This window comes from Amnibacterium sp. CER49, from assembly GCF_029846255.1.
Classification (GTDB): Bacteria; Actinomycetota; Actinomycetes; order Actinomycetales; family Microbacteriaceae; genus Amnibacterium.
On the sequence record NZ_JARVWQ010000001.1, the window covers coordinates 970,710 to 989,469 of the forward strand.

The window sequence follows — 18,760 nt, forward strand, 5'->3', positions numbered from 1 at the left end:
GGTGCACGAGAAAAGCGTGCGCCTCACGATTCCGCCGGCAGGCACCGCGAGCGGAAGACCGATCGCCAGACGAAAGGGCGGCCTCAGGCGCCATCCGGCATGGTTGCCCTACGCGCTCGTGTCGCCGCTGGGGGTCTTCGTGATCCTCCTGACGTTGGTTCCCGCAGCGTTCACCCTCGGCGAGTCGTTCTTCCGAGTCGACCTGTTCGACCCACCCATCCGCTTCGTCGCGTTCGGCAACTTCGTCGACCTGTTCCGCAGCTCCGCCATGCGGACGAGTTTTGCGAACACGGCCGTGTACGTCCTGATCGGCGTCACCCTGTCGACCGTGCTCGGGTTCATCATGGCGGTCACGCTGCAGCGCAGGTTCGTGGGCCGATCGCTGCTGATCGCGCTGATGATCATTCCTTGGGCTCTCCCTGGTGTCGCGGAGGGCATCATGTGGTTGGGGATCTGGGGTAGCGACACCGGGCTGCTGAACAGCGCCCTGACCTCACTGCATCTCATCGATCACTATCAGGTCTGGCTCGGCACGAATCCTCTCCTGACGATCTTCGTGATCGAACTCGTTCAGGTGTGGGAGATGACGCCCTTGTCGGCTCTCCTGATCCTGGCGACGCTGCAGAACATCCCCGGAGAGGTCTACGAGGCGGCGGCCATCGACGGGGCCTCGCCGCTCCGAACCTTGCGGCACATCACCCTGCCTCTTGCCCTCCCTGGCGTGACCCTCGCGATGGTCCAGGCTCTGGTCGGCGCCATCAACATCTTCGACGAGCCGTACGTGCTCAATGGATCTGCCTCCACCGGTGCCTCGGCAGTGATGCAGACGTACTTCGTCAGCTTCCAGGACCTCAACTTCGGCGAGGGGTACGCACTGTCGTTGATGATCACGGTGGTCACGATTCTCGCGTCGCTCGTGATACTCAGATTCATCTACCGACCTGTGGAGTATTGATGGAGACGAGGCGCTCATGGGCGCGGCGCGCAGGGGTGCTGTTCGTCCTCGTATGGACGATCATCCCGCTCTACTGGGCTGTCAACATCAGTCTGCAGACGAATGTTCAGGGTAGCGCGAAGCCGTCCAACTACCTTCCTCCGACCCCGTCCCTCTCCAACTACATCGCCTTACTGCTCGGATCCGGTGAGACGGCGCAGGCGATGCGCCAGGGGTTCGTGAACTCGATCCTGGAGTGCCTGTGCGCGACGCTCCTCACGACCGTCCTCGCGACACTCGCGGCTTATGCGTTCGCTCGGATGAGGTTCCGGGGAAGGACTGTGCTGTTCTACGCGGTTCTCGCTACTCTCGCCCTTCCGGCCTATACGACCTTGATCCCGGTCTACCAGCTCATGTCGGCCGTCGGGTTGGTCAATACATACGTCGGGATCATCCTCGTGTACTGCTCGGGATTCCTGCCTCTGGCGACCTGGATCCTCCACAACTACATGACCGCCCTGCCCATCTCGATCGAGGAGGCGTGCGAGGCTGACGGAGCGACGCGAATGCAGGTGCTCTGGTTCGTTGTGCTGCCCCTCGCCCGCCCCGGCATCGCATCCACCGCGCTGATCACCTTCCTCTTCGGGTGGGGGCAGTTCCTGTTCCCACTGATCCTGTCCACGGACGCCTCGACAGCGCCGCTGACGGTGGTGATCGCGGCGTTGCAAGGGCGGCACAGCTTCCCGTTCACCATGATGAGCGCAGCGGGTGTGGTGGCTGTTCTTCTGCCCGCGCTGATCGCACTCGTGGCCAATAAGTACATCGTGAACGGCATGCTGGCCGGGAGCGTCAAATGAAAGGACGTGGCGAATGAGCGGTCGATCTTTTGTGCTCATCGGCGCGGGAAGCACGGTCTTCACGCCCGGCCTGCTTCGCGACCTCGCGAGCAACCCGGCATTCAACGACTTCACCATTCGTCTGGTGGACCTGAACGAGGATGCCGCGGAGACCATGGCCGAGCTCGGCCGCAGGATCGCGCGTGATCTCGGCTCGGACATGAAGGTCGAGGCGTTCACAGAGCGCCGCGATGCCCTTCCCGGAGCGCGATTCGTGACTACGACGATCGCTGTCGGCTCGGCCGCGGGTTGGCTTCGCGACCTGGAGATCCCCGCGGCGTACGGTGTGCAGCAGACTGTCGGCGACTCCGTCGGGCCGGGAGGGCTGCTGCGGGCGCTTCGCCACGTGCCCGAGCTGGTACGGATCGCGGAGGACGTCGCCGATCTCGCCCCCGGGGCGTGGATGGTCAACTACACGAATCCGCTCACTGCCAACGTCCGCGGGGTGGTCAGGGAGACGGGCGTGTCCGTGATCGGGCTCTGTCACGGAACCATGCACAGCAAGGCGGTGATCGCTGCCGAGCTCGGTCTGCAGGACCGCGACGTGCATGCGGTCTTTGCCGGCGTGAACCATCTCTGCTGGTTGCTCGAGCTGAGCTCGGGGGGTGTCGACCTGTATCCCCGCTTCCGCGAGCTCGTCGAAGCGAGGGCGCAGGACCGGGCGGCTCCTTCGAACTTCGGTGAAGGAGCGCATTCGCCCGTATCGGCGGACCTGCTGCGGGGATACGGTCTCTACCCGGCACCAGGGGACCGGCACGTCTCCGAGTTCTTCGCGGAGTACCTGCGCGGGGCAGAACCGACGAGCCTTCCTTGGGGGCTCCAGGGCGGTCAGGACATGACGTTCCAGTACATCGGGGAGAAGGACGAGCTGTGGAACCGCCTGCACGCGGAGGCGAATGGCAGCGAGCCGCTGACTGACTCCCGTAATCAGGAGGCGGAGCGGCTGGTGTCGATCGCTGCGGCGATCCTCACGGGCCGGGACCACGTGGAGCTCGCCGTCAACCTGCCCAACGACGGGAAGATCCCCAATCTGCCGCCGGAGGCCGTGGTCGAGGTGCCGGCGGTCGTGGGGGCGGCAGGTGTAACGGGACTGGCTGTCGGCGAGCTCCCCCCAGGCATCGCAACACTGCTGACGGCCCGCGCTCAGCAGCAGGAGCTCGTCGTGCAGGCAGCTGTCACCGGCAGTCGTGCTCTCGCGGTGCAGGCACTCATGCTCGACCCGCTCGTGCCGGATGGAGCTACCGCGCGGGCGATCCTGGACGACGCCGTCGCGGCTGATCCGTCCACCATGGCTCGATTTGCTCGCGATGCATGACGAGGCAGCGGAAGATCCGTGTGTGCCACAGGAGTGGCCCTCGACGCGAAGGCCAGATACCAGCGCGGCATCGAGACCGCCCCGGGGCCGCGCGAGGTCGCGGGCCTGACTCAGGTCGCTGCTGACGCTCACCGCACGCGCGGCCGGAGCGACTCCTCGCCTCCACCGCTCGGCGAAGCGGTTCAGCGTCCTCGCTGCCGGCGCGCCGCGCCCCGCCGCAACGGGACCGGGGCGCGGGCGGGAACCGGGGAGGGCCTCAGCCCGACGGCACGTCCGAGAACCGCGAGCAGCGCCAGCACGGGGCTCAGCACGAGGCGCAGCCCGCGCGACGGGAAGTCGAGCTCGGCGCGGTACGCGTCCAGCAGCACCGCGAGCCGCAACGGGTTCCGCGGCAGCCCGCTCCGGCCCGCCTTACCCGCGGCGGCGACGGCGCAGAAGGCTTCGAAGAAGTCCTCGATGTCGAGCGCCGGCGCGAGCCGCACGACGACGTGCGACGGGCTCCCCGTCGCGTTCCCCCACGCGTGCGGCGTTCCCGGCGGGATCGTCCCGACTCCGCCCGCCTCGAGCTCCCGCGCCTCGTGCCCCGCGCGGAGTCGGATCCGCCCCGCCACCACCGTGAACGTCTCGGTCTGGTGCGGGTGGACGTGCGCGGCCGCCACCTTCGCGCCGGCGGCGAGGTGGAGGTCGAACTCGCAGTACGCACCGGCGGTGCTCTCGCGCGTCGCGCGCCAGACGAAGCGCTCGCCCGATCGGGTGTTGGAGAACTCCTGCCCGACGGCCACCATCGCTGGACCTCCCCGGTCTGCACTGACGCGGATGCTGCCACCCGCCTCGCACCAGGGCAACAGCGGGATCAGGGCACAGGCTCACGCCCGGCCGGGCCGATGGTGCTGCGGCGGGCCTGCCTCTCGGGGGCCGTCAGCGCACGACGTCGTAGACGAGCTTCGTCACGCCGTTGCCGTAGACGTCGTGCTCGGTGACGGCGAGCTTCGTGAAGGCGCCGTCGTCCGCGAACAGCCGCTTGCCGCTGCCGAGCACGATCGGGTACACGAGCAGGTGGTAGCGGTCGACGAGGCCCGCGGCGAGCAGCTGCTGCGCGAGGTTCGCGCTGCCGTGCACGAGGATCGTGCCCTCGCCGTCCTCCTGCTTCAGCCGCGCGACCTCGTCGAGCGAGCGGAGCACCCGGGTGTTCGACCAGGACGGGTCCGACAGCGTCGACGACACCACGTACTTCGGCATGCGGTTGTAGTCCGCGAACTCCTCCATCGTCGGCCACACCGGCGCGAACTCGTCGTAGCTCGTCCGCCCGAGCAGCAGGGCACCCGCCTCCTGCTGCTCCCGGCCCTTGATCTCGACCGCGGCGAGGTCGAACGCGACCTCCTTGAACACCCAGCCGGCCCGCGGGTGGTCGCCGCTGCCGGGCGAGTCGATCACGCCGTCGAGCGTCATGAACTCGGTGACCACGATCTCGCGCACAGTCGCCCCTCTCGCGGCGTCCATCCTTCCGCTTCGGATCAGGACGCGCCACGCCCGCCGCCGCTGCCCGAGGCCTAGTGTCGGCCTCACGAGTTCCGAGGAGGAACCACCATGTCCGACAAGAGCCCCAAGAAGTCCTCATCGAAGACCGCTGCCGCGAAGACGCTGAAGGAGAAGCGGACGGCGAAGCACGACAAGGCCGAGGCGAAGCGGCGCGCCGGCTGACCGGGCCGGGCGTCATCCTGCGGCCGCTGCTCGCGGCGGCCTTCGCCGGCATGGGGGTGCTGCACCTCGTCCCCGGGCCGGCTCGGACGATGGCGGCGATGATCCCGCCGTCGTTCCGCGGACGCGGCATCACGTCCCCCGCGTCCCTGGTCGCGTTCACAGGCGCCTGCGAGCTCGCCGGAGCGGCGGGCCTGCTCGTCCCCCGCACCCGTCGACTCGCGGGCGGGTGCCTGCTCGTCTTCCTCGCGGCCGTGTTCCCGGCGAACGCGCATGCCGCGGCGCATCCGGAGCGGTTCGGCGCCGTCGCCGTGCCTCTCGGACGGCGGCTCGCGGCGCAGGCGCTGCTCGGCGTGCTCACCGCGCTCGCGGCGTTCCGCTGACCGGTCGTCCCGGGTCCGGCCGTCGTGCCGGTCCGGGCGGCCGCCACGTCCGCTATCCTTGTCGAGGCCCGCGCGGCGCCCCTTCCGGGATCGGCGCGGCACCGGGGTATAGCGCAGCTTGGTAGCGCGCCTCGTTCGGGACGAGGAGGCCGTGGGTTCGAATCCCGCTACCCCGACGGACACGAACGGCCGGCTCATCACGAGCCGGCCGTTCGTCGTTGCGGAGCGGCGTCAGGCGAAGTCCGCGTCCGGCGCGGTGCGGTAGCTGAACCCGCCCGTCTCGTCGCGCTCGCCGTCGAGGCGGCCGCCGCTCTCGGCGAGGTAGCACTCGCCGCAGAGCGACTCGTAGGTGACGTCGTGCTCGCTGTCGATCGCCACCTGCGCGCCGTCGAAGACGAACACCTCGCCGATGCGCCGCGCGTTGAAGATCGCCTTCCGTCCGCAGCGGCAGATCGTCTTCAGCTCCTCCAGGCTGTGCGCGACCTCGAGCAGGCGCCGGCTGCCGGGGAACGCCTCCGTGCGGAAGTCGGTGCGGATGCCGTACGCGAGCACGGGGACGTCCTGCACGAGCGCGATGCGGAGCAGGTCGTCCACCTGCCGCGGCGACAGGAACTGCGCCTCGTCGACGAGCAGGCACGCCACCGGCGAGCCCGTTGCCGCGCGCACGCGGGCCCGGTGCGCGAAGAACAGCTCGAGGGCGTCGTCGTTCGCGCCGATCATGAAGTCGGCCAGCCGCTCGACGCCGAGGCGCGACACGATCCGCCGGTCGCCCTTCGTGTCGACCTCGGGCTTCGACAGCAGCACCTGCTGTCCGCGCTCGGCGTAGTTGTAGGCCGCCTGCAGCAGCGCGGTGCTCTTGCCGCTGTTCATCGCGCCGTAGCGGAAGTACAGCTTCGCCATCCGGTGCCCCTTCCTCCCGGACCGACATCCTGCCCCACCTGGGGCAGGACGCCGGGGAGGCGGGCGGCGGTCACCAGGCGTAGTCCTCCGGCGCGGTGCGGTGCCCGGGGAAGATCTCGTCGAGGGTGGCGAGCGCCTGCTCGTCGAGACGCACGTCGAGCGCGCGGACCGCGGCGTCGAGCTGCTCGCGGGTGCGCGGGCCGATGATCGGCGCCGTGACCCCCGGCCGGTGCAGCAGCCAGGCGAGCGCGACGTCGCCCGGCTCGTGACCGAGCCCCTCCGCGAACTCCTCGTAGCGCTCGATGGCCGGGCGGTTGCGCTGCAGCGTCTCCGCGGCGCGCCCGGTGGTTCGGCGGCGCCCCTCGCGCTCCTTGCGCACGACGCCGCCGAGCAGGCCGCCCTGCAGCGGCGACCAGGGGATGATGCCGATGCCGTTCGCCTCCGCCGCGGGGATCACTTCGAGCTCGACCTCGCGCTGCAGCAGGTTGTAGAGCGACTGCTCACTGACGAGGCCGGTGTACCCGCGGCGCCGAGCCGCCTCCTGCGCGGTCGCGAGGTGCCAGCCGGCGAAGTTGCTGCTGCCGGCGTAGAGCACCTTCCCCTGCGCGACGGCGACCTCCATGGCCTGCCAGATCTCGTCCCAGGGCGTCTCCCGATCGACGTGGTGGAACTGGTAGAGGTCGATGTGGTCGGTCTGCAGGCGCGTGAGGCTCGCGTCGAGGGCGCGCCGGATGTTGAGCGCCGACAGCCCGCGGTTGTTCGGCCAGTCGTCCATCTGCCCGTAGAGCTTCGTTGCGAGCACGGTGCGCTCGCGGCGCCCGCCGCCCTGCGCGAACCAGCGGCCGAGGATCTGCTCCGTCGCCCCGACGCCGAGCGAGCCGCCGTAGCGGTTCGCCGTGTCGAAGAAGTTGATGCCGTGCTCGTGCGCGGCGTCCATGATCGCGAACGAGTCGTCCTCGCTCGTCTCGGGGCCGAAGTTCATCGTGCCGAGCACGAGGCGGGAGACGGTGAGGCCGGAGCGGCCGAGGTGCGTGAAGTCCATGTGCGGCAGCCTGCTCCGGCCGTCCTCCGGACCTGCTGGGTCCCGTCAGCCGAGCAGGGCCGGGTACTCCGCGACGAGCAGGTGCCGGGCGGGCACGTCCTCCTCGATCTCCGGGTAGCGCGGCGAGCCGCCCAGGAACTCGTTGTCGGCGGCGTCGTCGTTCACGCTCGACACCTCGACCGCGAGCACCGGCTCGTCCTCGGCCCAGAAGCGGTGGAGCACGCCGGCGGGCACCTGCACGCTGCCGCCGGGTGGCAGCCGCAACGGGGTGCGCGGAGCGATGTCCTGCTCGACGCCGTTCACGAAGGTGCGGACGGGGCCGTCCGAGTCGGGCGGGTAGAGCTCGAGCACGAGCGCACCCCCGGCGCGGTGGATGATGTCCTCGGTCTTCGAGCGGTGCAGGTGGAACGGCGTCTCCTGCCCGACGGCGCTGACGAGCAGCTTCTCCGCGTAGGTCTGCCCGCGACCGGACCGCTGCTCGTCGAGCGTGCCGTTGCGGAGCGTGAGCAGCGTGAGCCCGGTGCGGGCGAAGTCGCCGCGCCCGAAGTCGGTGACGTCCCAGCCGAGGCCCCGCTCGAGCGTCGGTCGCAGCTCCTCGCCGCGGGCGGTCCACTCCTCGCGGGTCCACGCCGCGAACGGCGGCAGCGCGAACGAGCACCGCTCCGCGGTGGCTCGCGCGAGCTCGATCGCCGCCTCGATCTCCGAACGTCGCATCATTCGCTCCTTCCGCTACGTGAGGTAGCCGTCCTCCGCCGCCCGTTGCACGAGGTCGGCCTTCCGACTCGCTGGGCGCCGAACCTTCGCGTACTTCTCGCGGACGCGCCGCAGGTACGTCTTCGCCGTCTCGAACTGCACGTGCATCTCCTCGGCGACCTCCACCGTGGAGCGGCCGGAGACGTAGAGCCGCAGCGCCTGCTCCTCCCCCACGCTGAGCCGGGGCCGCTCGACGGCCTCCGCAGCGGCGGGCAGCGGGCGCCAGGGGCGGGCGACGGGCTCGCCGGCGCCGAGGCCCATCACCTGCCTGGCGGTCGCCAGCACATCGGCGAGCGGCTGCGTCTTGCCGACGAAGGCGGCGGCCCCGGCCCGCATCGCGCGGTCGCGGAGATCGGGGGTGTCGAGGCCGGTGAGCACGATGACGCGCGCCCCGGCGGCGCGGCAGGTGCGCACCCGGGCCTCGATGGAGACCGGCTCCGTCAGCTGCACGTCGATCAGCACGAGGTCGGTGGGGAACAGCGGGCTGTGCACGAGCTGCAACCAGGAGGTCGCGGTGAGCACCAGCTCGAACTCGGGCGCGTTCTGGTGCAGCCAGGCCGCGATGCTCTCGAGGAGCACCTCGTGGTCGTCGAGCAGCGCGACGCGGATGCGGCGATGATCCTCGCTCCGATCCCGCTGCCCTCCCGCCGGATGCAGCGCACCGCCGATGACGGTCGGCACGCTCCGCGCCTCGTGCGGCGATCCGCTCGGGTCCTCGGCTCGCATGACGCTCTCATTCACGGCCGCCGTGACGGCGTCCGGTACGGCGCGGGTCGGGCGGCCCGCGGGTCCCCCGATTCTGCCCGACTCAGTCGTGATCGAACTGGGGGAGGACGGATCTCCCCTCGCTCTGGGGCGTCAGAACAGCACGGGCTGCGCCGCGGGCACGGTCGGCGCCGGGCGAGCGACGATGCCCGCGGACCGCGAGCGCGTGGCGCCGGTGGCGTCGTCCGCCGAGCCGACCGGCAGCCGGTGCTTCGCGAGCAGCGGCCGCATGCGGTCGGCGAGCCACTGGCGGTAGGCCTTCGGCGCGTAGGACACGCCCGCGTACATGCGCCGGTAGGCGGCCTCGTGCTCGGGGTGGTGCTGCGCGAGCCAGCCGAGGTACCACTCCTTGACGCCGGGCTTCAGGTGCAGCGCGGTCCAGATGACGTAGCTCGCACCGGAGTCCTTGATCGCGGCGAGCGCGCGGTCGAGATGCTGGACCGAATCGGTGAGGTACGGCAGCACGGGCATGAGGAAGACGCCGCACGGCAGGCCGGCGTCGCGCGCGGCCCGGACGGTGGCGAGCCGTGCGGTCGCGGTGGGGGTGCCCGGCTCGACGAGCTGCTGCAGCTCGTCGTCGAACACGGCGACCGACATCGCGAGGTCGACCGGGACGCTCGCCGAGAGGTGCTCGAGCAGCGGCAGGTCGCGCCGCAGCAGCGTGCCCTTCGTGAGCAGCGACAGCGGCGTGCCCGACTGGGCGAGCGCGGTGAGGATCTCGGGCATCAGGCGGTAGCGCCCCTCGGCCCGCTGGTACGGATCGGTGTTCGTGCCGAGCGCCACCGGCGGACGCGTCCACGAGCGCTTGCGGAGCTCGGCGCGCAGCACCTCGGCCACGTTCACCTTCACGATGACCTCGCGGTCGAAGGCCCCGGCGTCGTCGAAGTCGAGGTACGCGTGCGTGGGACGGGCGAAGCAGTAGACGCAGGCATGCGAGCAGCCGCGGTACGGGTTGATCGTCCAGCCGTAGGGCGTGCCCGGCACCGAGCCCGGCACCTTGTTCAGCGCCGACTTCGCGAGCACCTCGTAGAAGGTCATGCCTGCGAACTCGGGCGTGCGGACGGTGCGGACGAGGTTGTTCAGCCGAGCGAGCCCCGGCAGGGCGTCGGACGCCTGCGCGTCGAGCCGCTGACCCTCCCACCGCATGCGACCAGTCGAACACATGTTCGACCGGACCGCAAGCCGGAGACGGGTCAGGCGGTGAGACCGAGCGCTCCCGCGGTCGTGCGGCGGATCTGCTCCGCGCGCTCCGGGTCGTCCGACAGCAGGGTGCCGAACGACGGGATCAGCCGGCGCAGCTCGCCCTCCCAGCCCGGCATCCGGTCGGCGAAGCAACGCCGCAGCACATCGACCATGATCGCCGCGGCGATCGAGGCCCCCGGCGAGGCGCCGAGCAGGCCGGCGATCGTGCCGTCGGCGCCCGTGACGACCTCGGTGCCGAACTGCAGCACGCCGCCCTTCTTCGGGTCCTTCTTGATGACCTGCGCGCGCTGACCGGCCGTGAGCTTCACCCAGTCCTGCGGGTCGGCGGTCGGCATGAAGCCCTGCAGCGCCGCGAACTTCTGCTTCGGCGTGGCGATCAGCTGGCTGATGAGGTACTGCAACAGGCCGAGGTTGTCCTTCGCGACGGCGAGCATCGGCACGATGTTGTGCGGCTTCACCGACAGGAACAGGTCGAGCAGGCTGCCGCGCTTCAGGAACTTCGGCGAGAAGCCCGCGTACGGGCCGAACATGAGCGAGGCCTTGCCGTCGACCACGCGGGTGTCGAGGTGCGGCACCGACATGGGCGGCGAGCCGACCTCGGCCTTGCCGTAGACCTTCGCGTGGTGGCGCGAGACCACCGCCGGGTCGTCGGTGCGCAGGAACTGCCCGCTGATCGGGAAGACCCCGAAGCCACGCGCCTCGGGGATGCCCGACTTCTGCAGCAGCTTGAGCGCCCAGCCCCCCGCGCCGACGAAGACGAAGCGGGCCCGCACCTCGTGCCGGTCGTAGCCGACCGTGTGCTTCGCGCGGATGCGCCAGAGGCCGTCCTCCTCGCGCTTCAGACCGGTGACCTCGGTGTTCAGCAGGACCTCGGCGCCCCGGTGCTGCAGCTGGTCGATGAGGGCGCGGGTGAGCGCGCCGTAGTCGACGTCGGTGCCGGTCTCGGCACGGGTCGCGGCGACGGGCTCGTCCTTGTCGCGTCCGAGCATGAGCAGCGGTGCCCACTGGTAGATGACCTTCGGGTCGTCGCTGAACTCCATTCCGGCGAACAGCGGGTGCGCCGACAGGGCCTCGAAGCGGCGGCGCAGGAAGTCGACGTTCTCGGCGCCCCGTACGAACGTCATGTGCGGGGTCGAGCTGATGAAGCCGGTGCCCTCGGGGAGCGCCGCGTCGTCGGCGAGCGACGCCCAGAACTCGCGCGAGAGCTGCCACTGCTCGTTCACCTTGACGGCGCTCGTGATGTCGATCGAGCCGTCCGGGCGCTCCGGCGTGTAGTTCAGCTCGCAGAGCGCGGCATGACCGGTCCCCGCGTTGTTCCAGGGGTTGCTGCTCTCCTCCGCGACCGAGCCGAGACGCTCGTAGATGCGGATGGACCAGTCGGGCTGCAGCGTGCGGAGCAGGGTTCCGAGCGTGGCGCTCATGATTCCCCCGCCGATCAGCACGACATCGATCGGGTCGTTCGTCGGCACGGATGCAACCCTACGCCGCGCCGGAGCGCCTTCCCGCGCCCCCGCTGGGGGGCTTCCGGCGGCTCTCGTCGCCCACCGCCTGCGGGAGCGCCACCGATTCGGACGGCGGCAGCGGATGCCGCCCGTGGACCGACTCGATGGCAGGAACGCGGGGTGGACCGAATCCGTGGGGCGTCGGATGAGCGGCGGATGATCGTCGTGTGCAGCCGCCGTCCTGGCCAGGACCTCGACGCAGCATCGAGGCCCTGGCGTCCCGCCTGGGCCGCGCTGCCGTGGTCGCGGCGTGCATCGATCTGCTCGCCGGCCGCGACGTCGAGGACGAGGTCGTCCTCGCACTCGGCGGACCGCCCGCTCGCATCGCGATGGTGGGCGGCACGCATGTCGCCGCGTACTGGCACCGGGTCTGGGCGCTCCGAGGGCTGCTCTGGCTGTGGGACGACCGCGCGACCGCGACGCTCGTCGCCGCGATGTCGGACGAGTCGTGGCGCGCCCGGGAGATGGCCGCCAAGGTCGCCGCGCGCAACAGGGTCGCGCCGGCGCTCGAGGCGCTCGACGCGCTGCGCCGGGATCCGGTGCTGCGCGTGCGCCGCGCCGGGCAGCGCGCGGTCGAGACGATCATCGGGGCCGACTGAGGCGGTGGCGCCGCCTCCGCTCGCCACGGATCCGGACGCCGGCAGCGGATGCCGCCCCTGGGCCGAATCCGTGGCGGGAACGCCGGTGCGCCGAATCGGTGGCGCGGCCGGGATCCAGGACGAGTGCATCGATTCAGGACGGGCGGTCCTGAGTCCCGGCAGCCGCGGCCGCTGGACCTGAATCGCAGCACGCCGAACCCGCCGCCATGCATTCGGTCGACGGCAACGGATGCTGCCGCCGGGCCGAATCCGCGGCGGCCGCGCCGGTGGACCGCATCGGTGGCGCGGCCGGGCGAGCGGGCTACCGCGCGACGAGCTCCGCGGCGACGAGCTCCGCGATCTGCACCGCGTTCAGCGCCGCGCCCTTGCGCAGGTTGTCGTTGCTGATGAACAGCGCGAGCCCGCGACCGTCGGGGACGCCCGGGTCGGTGCGGATGCGGCCGACGTAGCTCGGGTCGTTGCCCGCGGCGAGCAGCGGCGTCGGGACGTCGGTGAGCGCCACACCGGGCGCGTCGGCGAGGACCTCCCGGGCGCGCGCCGGCGAGATCGGACGCGCGAACTCGGCGTTCACCGACACCGAGTGCCCTGTGAACACCGGCACGCGCACGCAGGTGCCGGACACCGGCAGGTCGGGCAGCCCGAGGATCTTGCGGCTCTCGTTGCGAAGCTTCTGCTCCTCGTCGGTCTCCTCCGAGCCGTCGTCGACGAGGTTGCCCGCGAGCGGCAGCACGTCGAACGCGATCGGCGCCACGTACTTGTGCGGCTCGCCGAGGTCGACCGCCGAGCCGTCGTGCACGAGCTCCTCGAGGGCGCCGGAGGCGACCCCGCGCTCGACCTGCTCCTTCAGCTCGGCGACGCCCGCCAGTCCGCTGCCGGAGACCGCCTGGTAGGTGCTCACGACGAGCCGGGTGAGGCCCGCCTCGTCGTGGAGGCGCTTCAGCACCGGCATCGCGGCCATGGTGGTGCAGTTGGGGTTGGCGACGATGCCCTTGCGGACCTCGCGGAGCGCCTCGGGATTCACCTCGCTGACGACGAGCGGCACGTCGGGGTCCATCCGCCACGCCGAGGAGTTGTCGATCACGAGCACGCCTGCCGCGGCGAACCGCGGCGCCTGCACCCGCGAGGTGCTCGCGCCGGCGGAGAAGATCGCGACGTCGAGGCCGGTCGGGTCGGCCGTCGCGGCGTCCTCGACGACGATCTGCCGGTCACCCCACGGCAGCGTCGTGCCGGCGGACCGGGCGGACGCGAAGAGGCGCAGCCCGTCGATGCGGACGCCGCGCTCGACGAGCAGCCGCCGCACGACACCGCCGACCTGGCCGGTCGCGCCGACGATGCCGAGGCGGAGGCCGGCAGCGGCGTGACGCTCCCCGGCGGTCATCGCCCGGTCCCCGCGTAGACGACCGCCTCGGTCTCGGCGTCGAGGCCGAACGCCGTGTGCACGGCGGTGACCGCGGCCTTGATCGAGTCGGCCCGCGTGACGACCGAGATGCGGATCTCGCTCGTCGAGATCATCTCGATGTTGATGCCCGCGTCGGCGAGCGCGCGGAACAGCTCGGCGGAGACGCCGGCGTTCGTGCGCATGCCCGCGCCGACGAGGGAGAGCTTGCCGATCTGGTCGTCGTGCTGCAGGTCGGTGTACCCCTCGGCGCGCAGCGCGTTCAGCACGGTCTGCGCGCTCGACTTCGGCAGCGTGAACGAGATGTCCGTCAGCCCGGTCGACGCGGCCGAGACGTTCTGGACGATCATGTCGATGTTCGCGCCCGTGCCCGCGACGGTCGTGAAGATGCCCGCGGCCTTGCCGGGCTCGTCGCGGACGCCCACGACGGTGATCTTCGCCTCGCCGAGATCGGTCGCCACACCGGCGATCACCGGTTCCTCCACGGGTGCTCCCTTCGCGTCGAGGCCCGGACCCGCCGGGTTGTAGACGATCGTGCCCTGCTTGTTGTTGAACGACGAGCGGACATGCAGGGTCACGCCGTGCCGCCTGGCGTACTCGACCGCCCGGATGTGCAGCACCTTCGCCCCGGCGGCCGCGAGCTCGAGCATCTCCTCGCTCGTGATCCGCGGGATGAAGCGCGCCCTGGGCACCATCCGCGGGTCGGAGGTGAAGATGCCGTCGACGTCGGTGTAGATCTCGCAGACGTCTGCATCGAGCGCCGCCGCGAGGGCGACCGCGGTCGTGTCGGAGCCGCCGCGGCCGAGGGTGGTGATGTCGCGGGTGTCGCGGCTGAAGCCCTGGAAGCCGGCGACGATCGCGATGGCGCCCTCGTCGAGCGCCTCGCGGATGCGCCCGGGCGTCACGTCGACGATGCGCGCGGCGCCGTGCTGCGCATCGGTGATCATGCCCGCCTGGCTGCCCGTGAACGACCGCGCGTCGTGGCCCATGCTGCGGATCGCCATCGCGAGCAGCGCCATGGAGATGCGCTCCCCCGCGGTGAGCAGCATGTCGAGCTCGCGCGGCGCGGGCAGCAGGGTCACCCGGTGGGCGAGGTCGAGCAGCTCGTCGGTGGTGTCGCCCATCGCCGAGACGGCGACGACGACCTCGTGGCCGGCCTTGCGGGTCTCGACGATGCGCTTCGCGACGCGCTTGATGCTCTCGGCGTCGGCGACGGACGAGCCGCCGAACTTCTGCACGATGAGCCCCACGGTGATCCTTCGGGTCGGCGGTCGACGGCCGCGACGAGTGTATCGGCGGCCCGAAGAGGCCTCCGGCCCGGGGTCGCTACGTGACGGCGCGGAGGAAGCGGACGATCCCGCCTGCCACGGCATCGGGTGCCTGCTCGGCGGGATAGGCGCCCGCGCCGGGGACGAGCAGCGGCGTGACGCCGGACACGAGGCGTGACAGCGACTCGGCGGCGGCCGGACCGGTGCCGGTGCGGCCGGCGACGGCGAGCCCGGGCAGGCGGAGCCGTCGGCGGGCGGCGCGCTGCACGGCGGCCGCGTCCTCGCGCTCGGCGCGGAACAGGCCGATCGACGGCCCGATGCGCTCGTCCGAGCCGTACGCGGTGACGTAGGCGAGGTGGGCGTCGAAGTCGAGCCCTGCCGGCCCGGCGCTCGCGCTGAGGTAGGCGTCGACGGCGAGGTCGAACCGCCCGTGCAGCAGCCCCTCGGCGATGCCGCCGGGGGCACGCAGCAGGGCCGGCAGCCAGGCCGCCGGCTGCTCGCGAGACGCGGCGGGGACGCCGGTGCCGGGCAGCACGGTCTCCTCGAGCACGAGAGCGACCACCCTGGCGGGCTGCGCCGCGGCGACGAGCGCTGCGACCGTGCCTGCCATGCCGTGGCCGATCAGCGCCACGCGCCGCACGTGCAGGGCGTCGAGCACGGCGACGACCTCGGCCGCGAGCTGCGCCTTCGCCCCGTCGCCCGGACCGGTGGAGGCGTTGCCGAAGCCGCGGGCCTCGATGGCCAGGGTCCGGTAGCCCGCACGGTTCAGCGGCGGGATCAGGCCGCGCCAGTGCACGGCTGTGACGGGCCAGCCGTGCAGCAGGACCACGGCCGAGCCGCTGCCGGCGTCTGCGACGTCGAGGCTCGTGCCGGAGCCGATCGGGACGAGCACGAGCGGACCTCAGTGCTCGACGAGCCGGCGGCCTTCGAACGCGCGGCCCAGCGTGACCTCGTCGGCGTACTCGAGGTCGCCACCGACGGGCAGCCCCGACGCGAGCCGACTGACGGGCACGTCCATCGTGCGCAGCAGGCGGGACAGGTAGGTGGCCGTCGCCTCGCCCGTCATGTTCGGGTCGGTGGCGAGGATGACCTCCTGCACCTCGCCGTCGGCGAGGCGCTGCACGAGCTCGCGGATGCGCAGATCGTCGGGACCGATGCCGTCGATGGGGCTGAGCGCGCCGCCGAGCACGTGGTAGAGACCGCGGTACTCGTGGGTGCGCTCGATCGCGGCGACGTCCTTCGGCTCCTCGACGACGCAGATCGAGGTGCGGCTTCGGCGGGGGTCGCGGCAGATGCCGCAGCGGTCCTCGTCGGCGACGTTGCCGCAGAGCGAGCAGAAGCGCACCTTGTCGTGCACCTCCATGAGGAGCTCACCGAGGCGGGTGACGTCGAAGCCGCGGGTCTGCACGATGTGGAACGCGATGCGCTGCGCGGACTTCGGCCCGATGCCGGGCAGGCGGCCGAGCTCGTCGATCAGCTCCTGGACGATGCCTTCGTACATGGACTAGCCCACCTCCCCGTGCGGCACGACCGTCTCCTCGAGGAAGCTGGCGCCGAGGATCTCGCGCACGACGGACTCGCCGTAGCGCTGCTGCTCGAACGAGGGCACGACGACCGGCGACGGCGGCCGGTGCACCTCGGTGGCGGTCGGCACCCCCGGCGCGCCCCAGCCCGCTGCCGATGCGGTGACGGGCTCGGGCTGCTGCGGATCGCCCTGCGCGCCGTCGACCTTCGGCAGGAACTTCACACGGACGCCGAGCACCTCGAGGATCGCGGCGCGGAGGACCTCGCTGACGCCACCGGCACCGCCCTGGCGGAAGCCCTCGACATCGCCGCGGCTGACGAACGACAGCGTGAGCACGTCGCCGTTCAGGGCGCGGGGATGCGACGTGTAGACGACCGCCCACGCGCTGCGCTTCGTGCGCTGCACCGTCTCGAGGATCTCGGGCCACGCGTCCCGGACGTGCTGCACCGTGACCTCACCCGCGGGCCCCGGCGCCTGCTTCGGCGGCAGCTCGGCTACCGGCGCCGCGGCGGAAGCAGCGCTCGGGGCTGGGGCGCTCGGGGCAGCGACGGATGGGGCAGCGACCGCAGGTGGTGCGACCGTCGGCGGCTGCACCACGGGTGCGGCGACGGTCGGCGCGGCGACGGACGGTGCAGCGACCGACGGGGTCGGGGGCATCACGGCGGGACCAGGCGGCGCGACCGACGGCGCGGGCGGCGCCACCGAGGGCGCGGTGTCGGCGGGGGCCGCAGCGGCAGGGGCGGCGACCGACGGGGCAGCCGCGGCCGGCTTCACCGCACGAGCTGCGGCCGCGGGCCGACGCAGCGACTCGTCGGGGGCCGGCATCGGTTCGGCGGCGCGCTGCACGGCGACCGGTCCGGTGTCGACGCCCACGCGGCGCTCGAGGCGCTCGAGCCGCGCGACGGCGCCGCTGTCGCCCTCGGCGGCCGTGGGCACGAGCATGCGCGCGATCATCAGCTCGAGATGGAGCCGCGGCGACGTCGCACCGACCATCTCGTCGAGCGCCTCGCTGACGGTGTCGGCCGCGCGGGAGAGCTCGGCGGTGCCGAAGCGCTGCGCCTGCAGCTGGAGCGAGGCGATCTGGTCGGCAGGGGTGCCGCGCAGCACCGCGGCCGCGTTCTCGCCGGTCGCCGCGACGACGATGAGGTCGCGGAGCCGCTCGAGCAGGTCCTCGACGAACCGGCGCGGGTCCTGCCCGGTCTGCACGATGCGGTCGACCGCGGCGAAGGCGTCGGCGGCGTCGCGCTCGGCGACCGCGGTGACGACCTCGTCGATGAGCGCGCTGCTCGTGTAGCCGAGCAGGGCGGTGGCCCGGTCGTAGGCGATGCTCGAGCCCTCGGACCCGGCGATGAGCTGGTCGAGCAGCGAGAGCGTGTCGCGCACGGATCCGCCGCCCGCCTTGACGACGAGCGGCAGCACGCCGGCCTCGACGGCGACGCCCTCGGCCGCGCTCAGCTGCCCGACGTACTCGAGCATCTGCGCGGGCGGCACGAGCCGGAACGGGTAGTGGTGCGTGCGGGAGCGGATGGTGCCGATGACCTTCTCGGGCTCCGTGGTCGCGAAGACGAACTTCACGTGCTCCGGCGGCTCCTCGACGATCTTCAGCAGCGCGTTGAAGCCCTGCGGCGTGACCATGTGGGCCTCGTCGAGGATGAAGATCTTGAACCGGTCGCGCGCGGGCGCGAACACGGCCCGCTCGCGCAGGTCGCGGGCGTCGTCGACACCGTTGTGGCTGGCCGCATCGATCTCGACGACGTCGAGCGATCCCCCGCCGCCGCGGCCGAGCTCGACGCAGCTCGGGCAGGTGCCGCACGGGGTGTCTGTGGGCCCCTCGGCGCAGTTGAGGCAGCGGGCGAGGATGCGCGCGGACGTGGTCTTGCCGCAGCCACGCGGGCCGCTGAAGAGGTAGGCGTGGTTGACACGGTCGGTGCGCAACGCCGTGCGCAGCGGATCAGTGACGTGCGACTGGCCGATCAGCTCCGCGAACGTCTCCGGCCGGTAGCGGCGGTAGAGGGCGGTGACCACGAGGAGAGGATACGAGCGGCCTCGGACAACGCCGGGCGTGTTCGCGCCCGGCGAGCCGGTCGCTCGACACGGCGTGTCCCCCCGCCCCGGCCGATGCCCGCCGACCCCGCTACAATCGTCGCGGCTCCTCGCGTGGCGCCATCCAGGCCAACTCCCCCAGGGCGGAGACGCAGCAAGGGTAACCGGGCTCTGGCGGGTGCGCGAGGGGTCCCTGCTCCGCTTCGTCGGAGCGCCTGGAGGATTCGCCTAGTGGCCTATGGCGCACGCTTGGAAAGCGTGTTGGGTGAAAGCCCTCGGGGGTTCGAATCCCCCATCCTCCGCCATGTACGACCTCCGAGATCCGCGGAAATCCGCGGATCTCGGCTTCGTTTCGGCTCCAGCGCCCTACAAAAAGCCCCACTTCTGTGGGGCTCGCGCCCACGCGAGGGTCCGGACCTCGTCCATATGACCGAGCTTCGCACCGACCGGAGCTTCGGCCTCACCGCGATCCAGCGACGCGAGAGCGCGCGAGACGTGGAAGACGGAGCGGGTAGGTCGATCAGGGAGTCCGGGCGTC

General features: G+C 71.7%; 18 protein-coding genes, 2 tRNA genes and 1 other RNA gene. 8 read left to right on the plus strand and 13 right to left on the minus strand.

The features are described from left to right. Position 1: 1 nt before the first annotated feature. Genes QDR37_RS04565 through QDR37_RS04575 form a run of 3 tightly spaced genes read left to right on the plus strand, consistent with a single transcriptional unit; the run spans position 2 to position 3,145 of the window. Positions 2-955: a sugar ABC transporter permease gene (locus QDR37_RS04565; protein ID WP_279712401.1), complete on the plus strand. Its 954-nt coding sequence runs from the start codon at positions 2-4 to the stop codon at positions 953-955. Positions 956-990: 35 nt separating this feature from the next. Further along, positions 991-1,791, plus strand: a complete 801-nt coding sequence (locus QDR37_RS04570; protein ID WP_279712402.1) for a carbohydrate ABC transporter permease — start codon at positions 991-993, stop codon at positions 1,789-1,791. Between the two features lie 13 nt (positions 1,792-1,804). Continuing rightward, entirely contained in the window at positions 1,805-3,145 is a 1,341-nt protein-coding gene (locus QDR37_RS04575) for a hypothetical protein (RefSeq protein WP_279712404.1), read from the plus strand. Between the two features lie 182 nt (positions 3,146-3,327). Here the strand turns inward: QDR37_RS04575 and QDR37_RS04580 are convergent, their stop codons facing one another. Beyond that, complete coding sequence (locus QDR37_RS04580) at positions 3,328-3,930, minus strand: cupin domain-containing protein (protein WP_279712405.1); 603 nt, start codon at positions 3,928-3,930, stop codon at positions 3,328-3,330. A 133-nt stretch (positions 3,931-4,063) separates the two neighbouring features. Beyond that, complete coding sequence (locus tag QDR37_RS04585) at positions 4,064-4,621, minus strand: dihydrofolate reductase family protein (RefSeq protein ID WP_279712406.1); 558 nt, start codon at positions 4,619-4,621, stop codon at positions 4,064-4,066. Between the two features lie 314 nt (positions 4,622-4,935). Here QDR37_RS04585 and QDR37_RS04590 point away from each other — a divergent pair, with 314 nt between their 5' ends. Together QDR37_RS04590 and QDR37_RS04595 are read left to right on the plus strand one after the other, a co-directional pair. Further along, positions 4,936-5,226 (plus strand): hypothetical protein, encoded by a 291-nt coding sequence (locus tag QDR37_RS04590; protein ID WP_279712407.1) that lies wholly within the window; start codon positions 4,936-4,938, stop codon positions 5,224-5,226. Between the two features lie 102 nt (positions 5,227-5,328). Beyond that, positions 5,329-5,402: transfer RNA gene (locus tag QDR37_RS04595), tRNA-Pro, on the plus strand. Between the two features lie 55 nt (positions 5,403-5,457). On the opposite strand, the gene QDR37_RS04600 is transcribed toward QDR37_RS04595, so the two are convergent. From QDR37_RS04600 to QDR37_RS04625, 6 genes are all read right to left on the minus strand, one after another. Next, on the minus strand, positions 5,458-6,126 hold the full coding sequence (locus QDR37_RS04600) for a thymidine kinase (protein ID WP_279712408.1): 669 nt from the start codon (positions 6,124-6,126) through the stop codon (positions 5,458-5,460). A gap of 70 nt (positions 6,127-6,196) precedes the next feature. Continuing rightward, positions 6,197-7,168 (minus strand): aldo/keto reductase, encoded by a 972-nt coding sequence (locus tag QDR37_RS04605; RefSeq protein WP_279712409.1) that lies wholly within the window; start codon positions 7,166-7,168, stop codon positions 6,197-6,199. Between the two features lie 45 nt (positions 7,169-7,213). Then, positions 7,214-7,882: a D-lyxose/D-mannose family sugar isomerase gene (locus tag QDR37_RS04610; RefSeq protein ID WP_279712410.1), complete on the minus strand. Its 669-nt coding sequence runs from the start codon at positions 7,880-7,882 to the stop codon at positions 7,214-7,216. Positions 7,883-7,897: 15 nt separating this feature from the next. Further along, positions 7,898-8,647 carry a DNA-binding response regulator gene (locus QDR37_RS04615; protein WP_279712412.1) on the minus strand — a complete coding sequence of 250 codons (750 nt, stop codon included), beginning with the start codon at positions 8,645-8,647 and terminating at the stop codon, positions 7,898-7,900. Between the two features lie 132 nt (positions 8,648-8,779). After that, a complete protein-coding gene (locus QDR37_RS04620) occupies positions 8,780-9,832 on the minus strand; it encodes an Rv2578c family radical SAM protein (protein WP_279712413.1) in 1,053 nt (350 codons plus the stop codon). Between the two features lie 47 nt (positions 9,833-9,879). Continuing rightward, positions 9,880-11,358 carry a malate:quinone oxidoreductase gene (locus QDR37_RS04625; protein WP_279712414.1) on the minus strand — a complete coding sequence of 493 codons (1,479 nt, stop codon included), beginning with the start codon at positions 11,356-11,358 and terminating at the stop codon, positions 9,880-9,882. Positions 11,359-11,558: 200 nt separating this feature from the next. On the opposite strand from QDR37_RS04625, the gene QDR37_RS04630 reads away from it, so the two are divergent. Continuing rightward, the gene (locus QDR37_RS04630; RefSeq protein ID WP_279712415.1) at positions 11,559-11,990 is read left to right on the plus strand and encodes a HEAT repeat domain-containing protein; all 432 of its coding nucleotides are present in this window, start codon (positions 11,559-11,561) and stop codon (positions 11,988-11,990) included. Positions 11,991-12,291: 301 nt separating this feature from the next. On the opposite strand, the gene QDR37_RS04635 is transcribed toward QDR37_RS04630, so the two are convergent. From QDR37_RS04635 to QDR37_RS04655, 5 genes are all read right to left on the minus strand, one after another. Beyond that, a complete protein-coding gene (locus QDR37_RS04635) occupies positions 12,292-13,368 on the minus strand; it encodes an aspartate-semialdehyde dehydrogenase (protein WP_279712416.1) in 1,077 nt (358 codons plus the stop codon). Next, a complete protein-coding gene (locus QDR37_RS04640) occupies positions 13,365-14,636 on the minus strand; it encodes an aspartate kinase (protein ID WP_279712417.1) in 1,272 nt (423 codons plus the stop codon). Before QDR37_RS04640 ends, QDR37_RS04635 begins: the two co-directional genes overlap by 4 nt. 76 nt (positions 14,637-14,712) lie before the next feature. Beyond that, entirely contained in the window at positions 14,713-15,546 is an 834-nt protein-coding gene (locus QDR37_RS04645) for an alpha/beta hydrolase (protein WP_279712418.1), read from the minus strand. Between the two features lie 9 nt (positions 15,547-15,555). Further along, the gene (recR, locus tag QDR37_RS04650) at positions 15,556-16,155 is read right to left on the minus strand and encodes a recombination mediator RecR (RefSeq protein ID WP_279712419.1); all 600 of its coding nucleotides are present in this window, start codon (positions 16,153-16,155) and stop codon (positions 15,556-15,558) included. A gap of 3 nt (positions 16,156-16,158) precedes the next feature. Further along, a complete protein-coding gene (locus QDR37_RS04655) occupies positions 16,159-18,204 on the minus strand; it encodes a DNA polymerase III subunit gamma and tau (RefSeq protein WP_279712420.1) in 2,046 nt (681 codons plus the stop codon). 119 nt (positions 18,205-18,323) lie between these two features. Here QDR37_RS04655 and ffs point away from each other — a divergent pair. Together ffs and QDR37_RS04665 are read left to right on the plus strand one after the other, a co-directional pair. After that, an RNA gene (ffs, locus tag QDR37_RS04660) (signal recognition particle sRNA small type) lies at positions 18,324-18,420 on the plus strand. Between the two features lie 19 nt (positions 18,421-18,439). Continuing rightward, positions 18,440-18,527: transfer RNA gene (locus QDR37_RS04665), tRNA-Ser, on the plus strand. Positions 18,528-18,760: the final 233 nt, after the last annotated feature.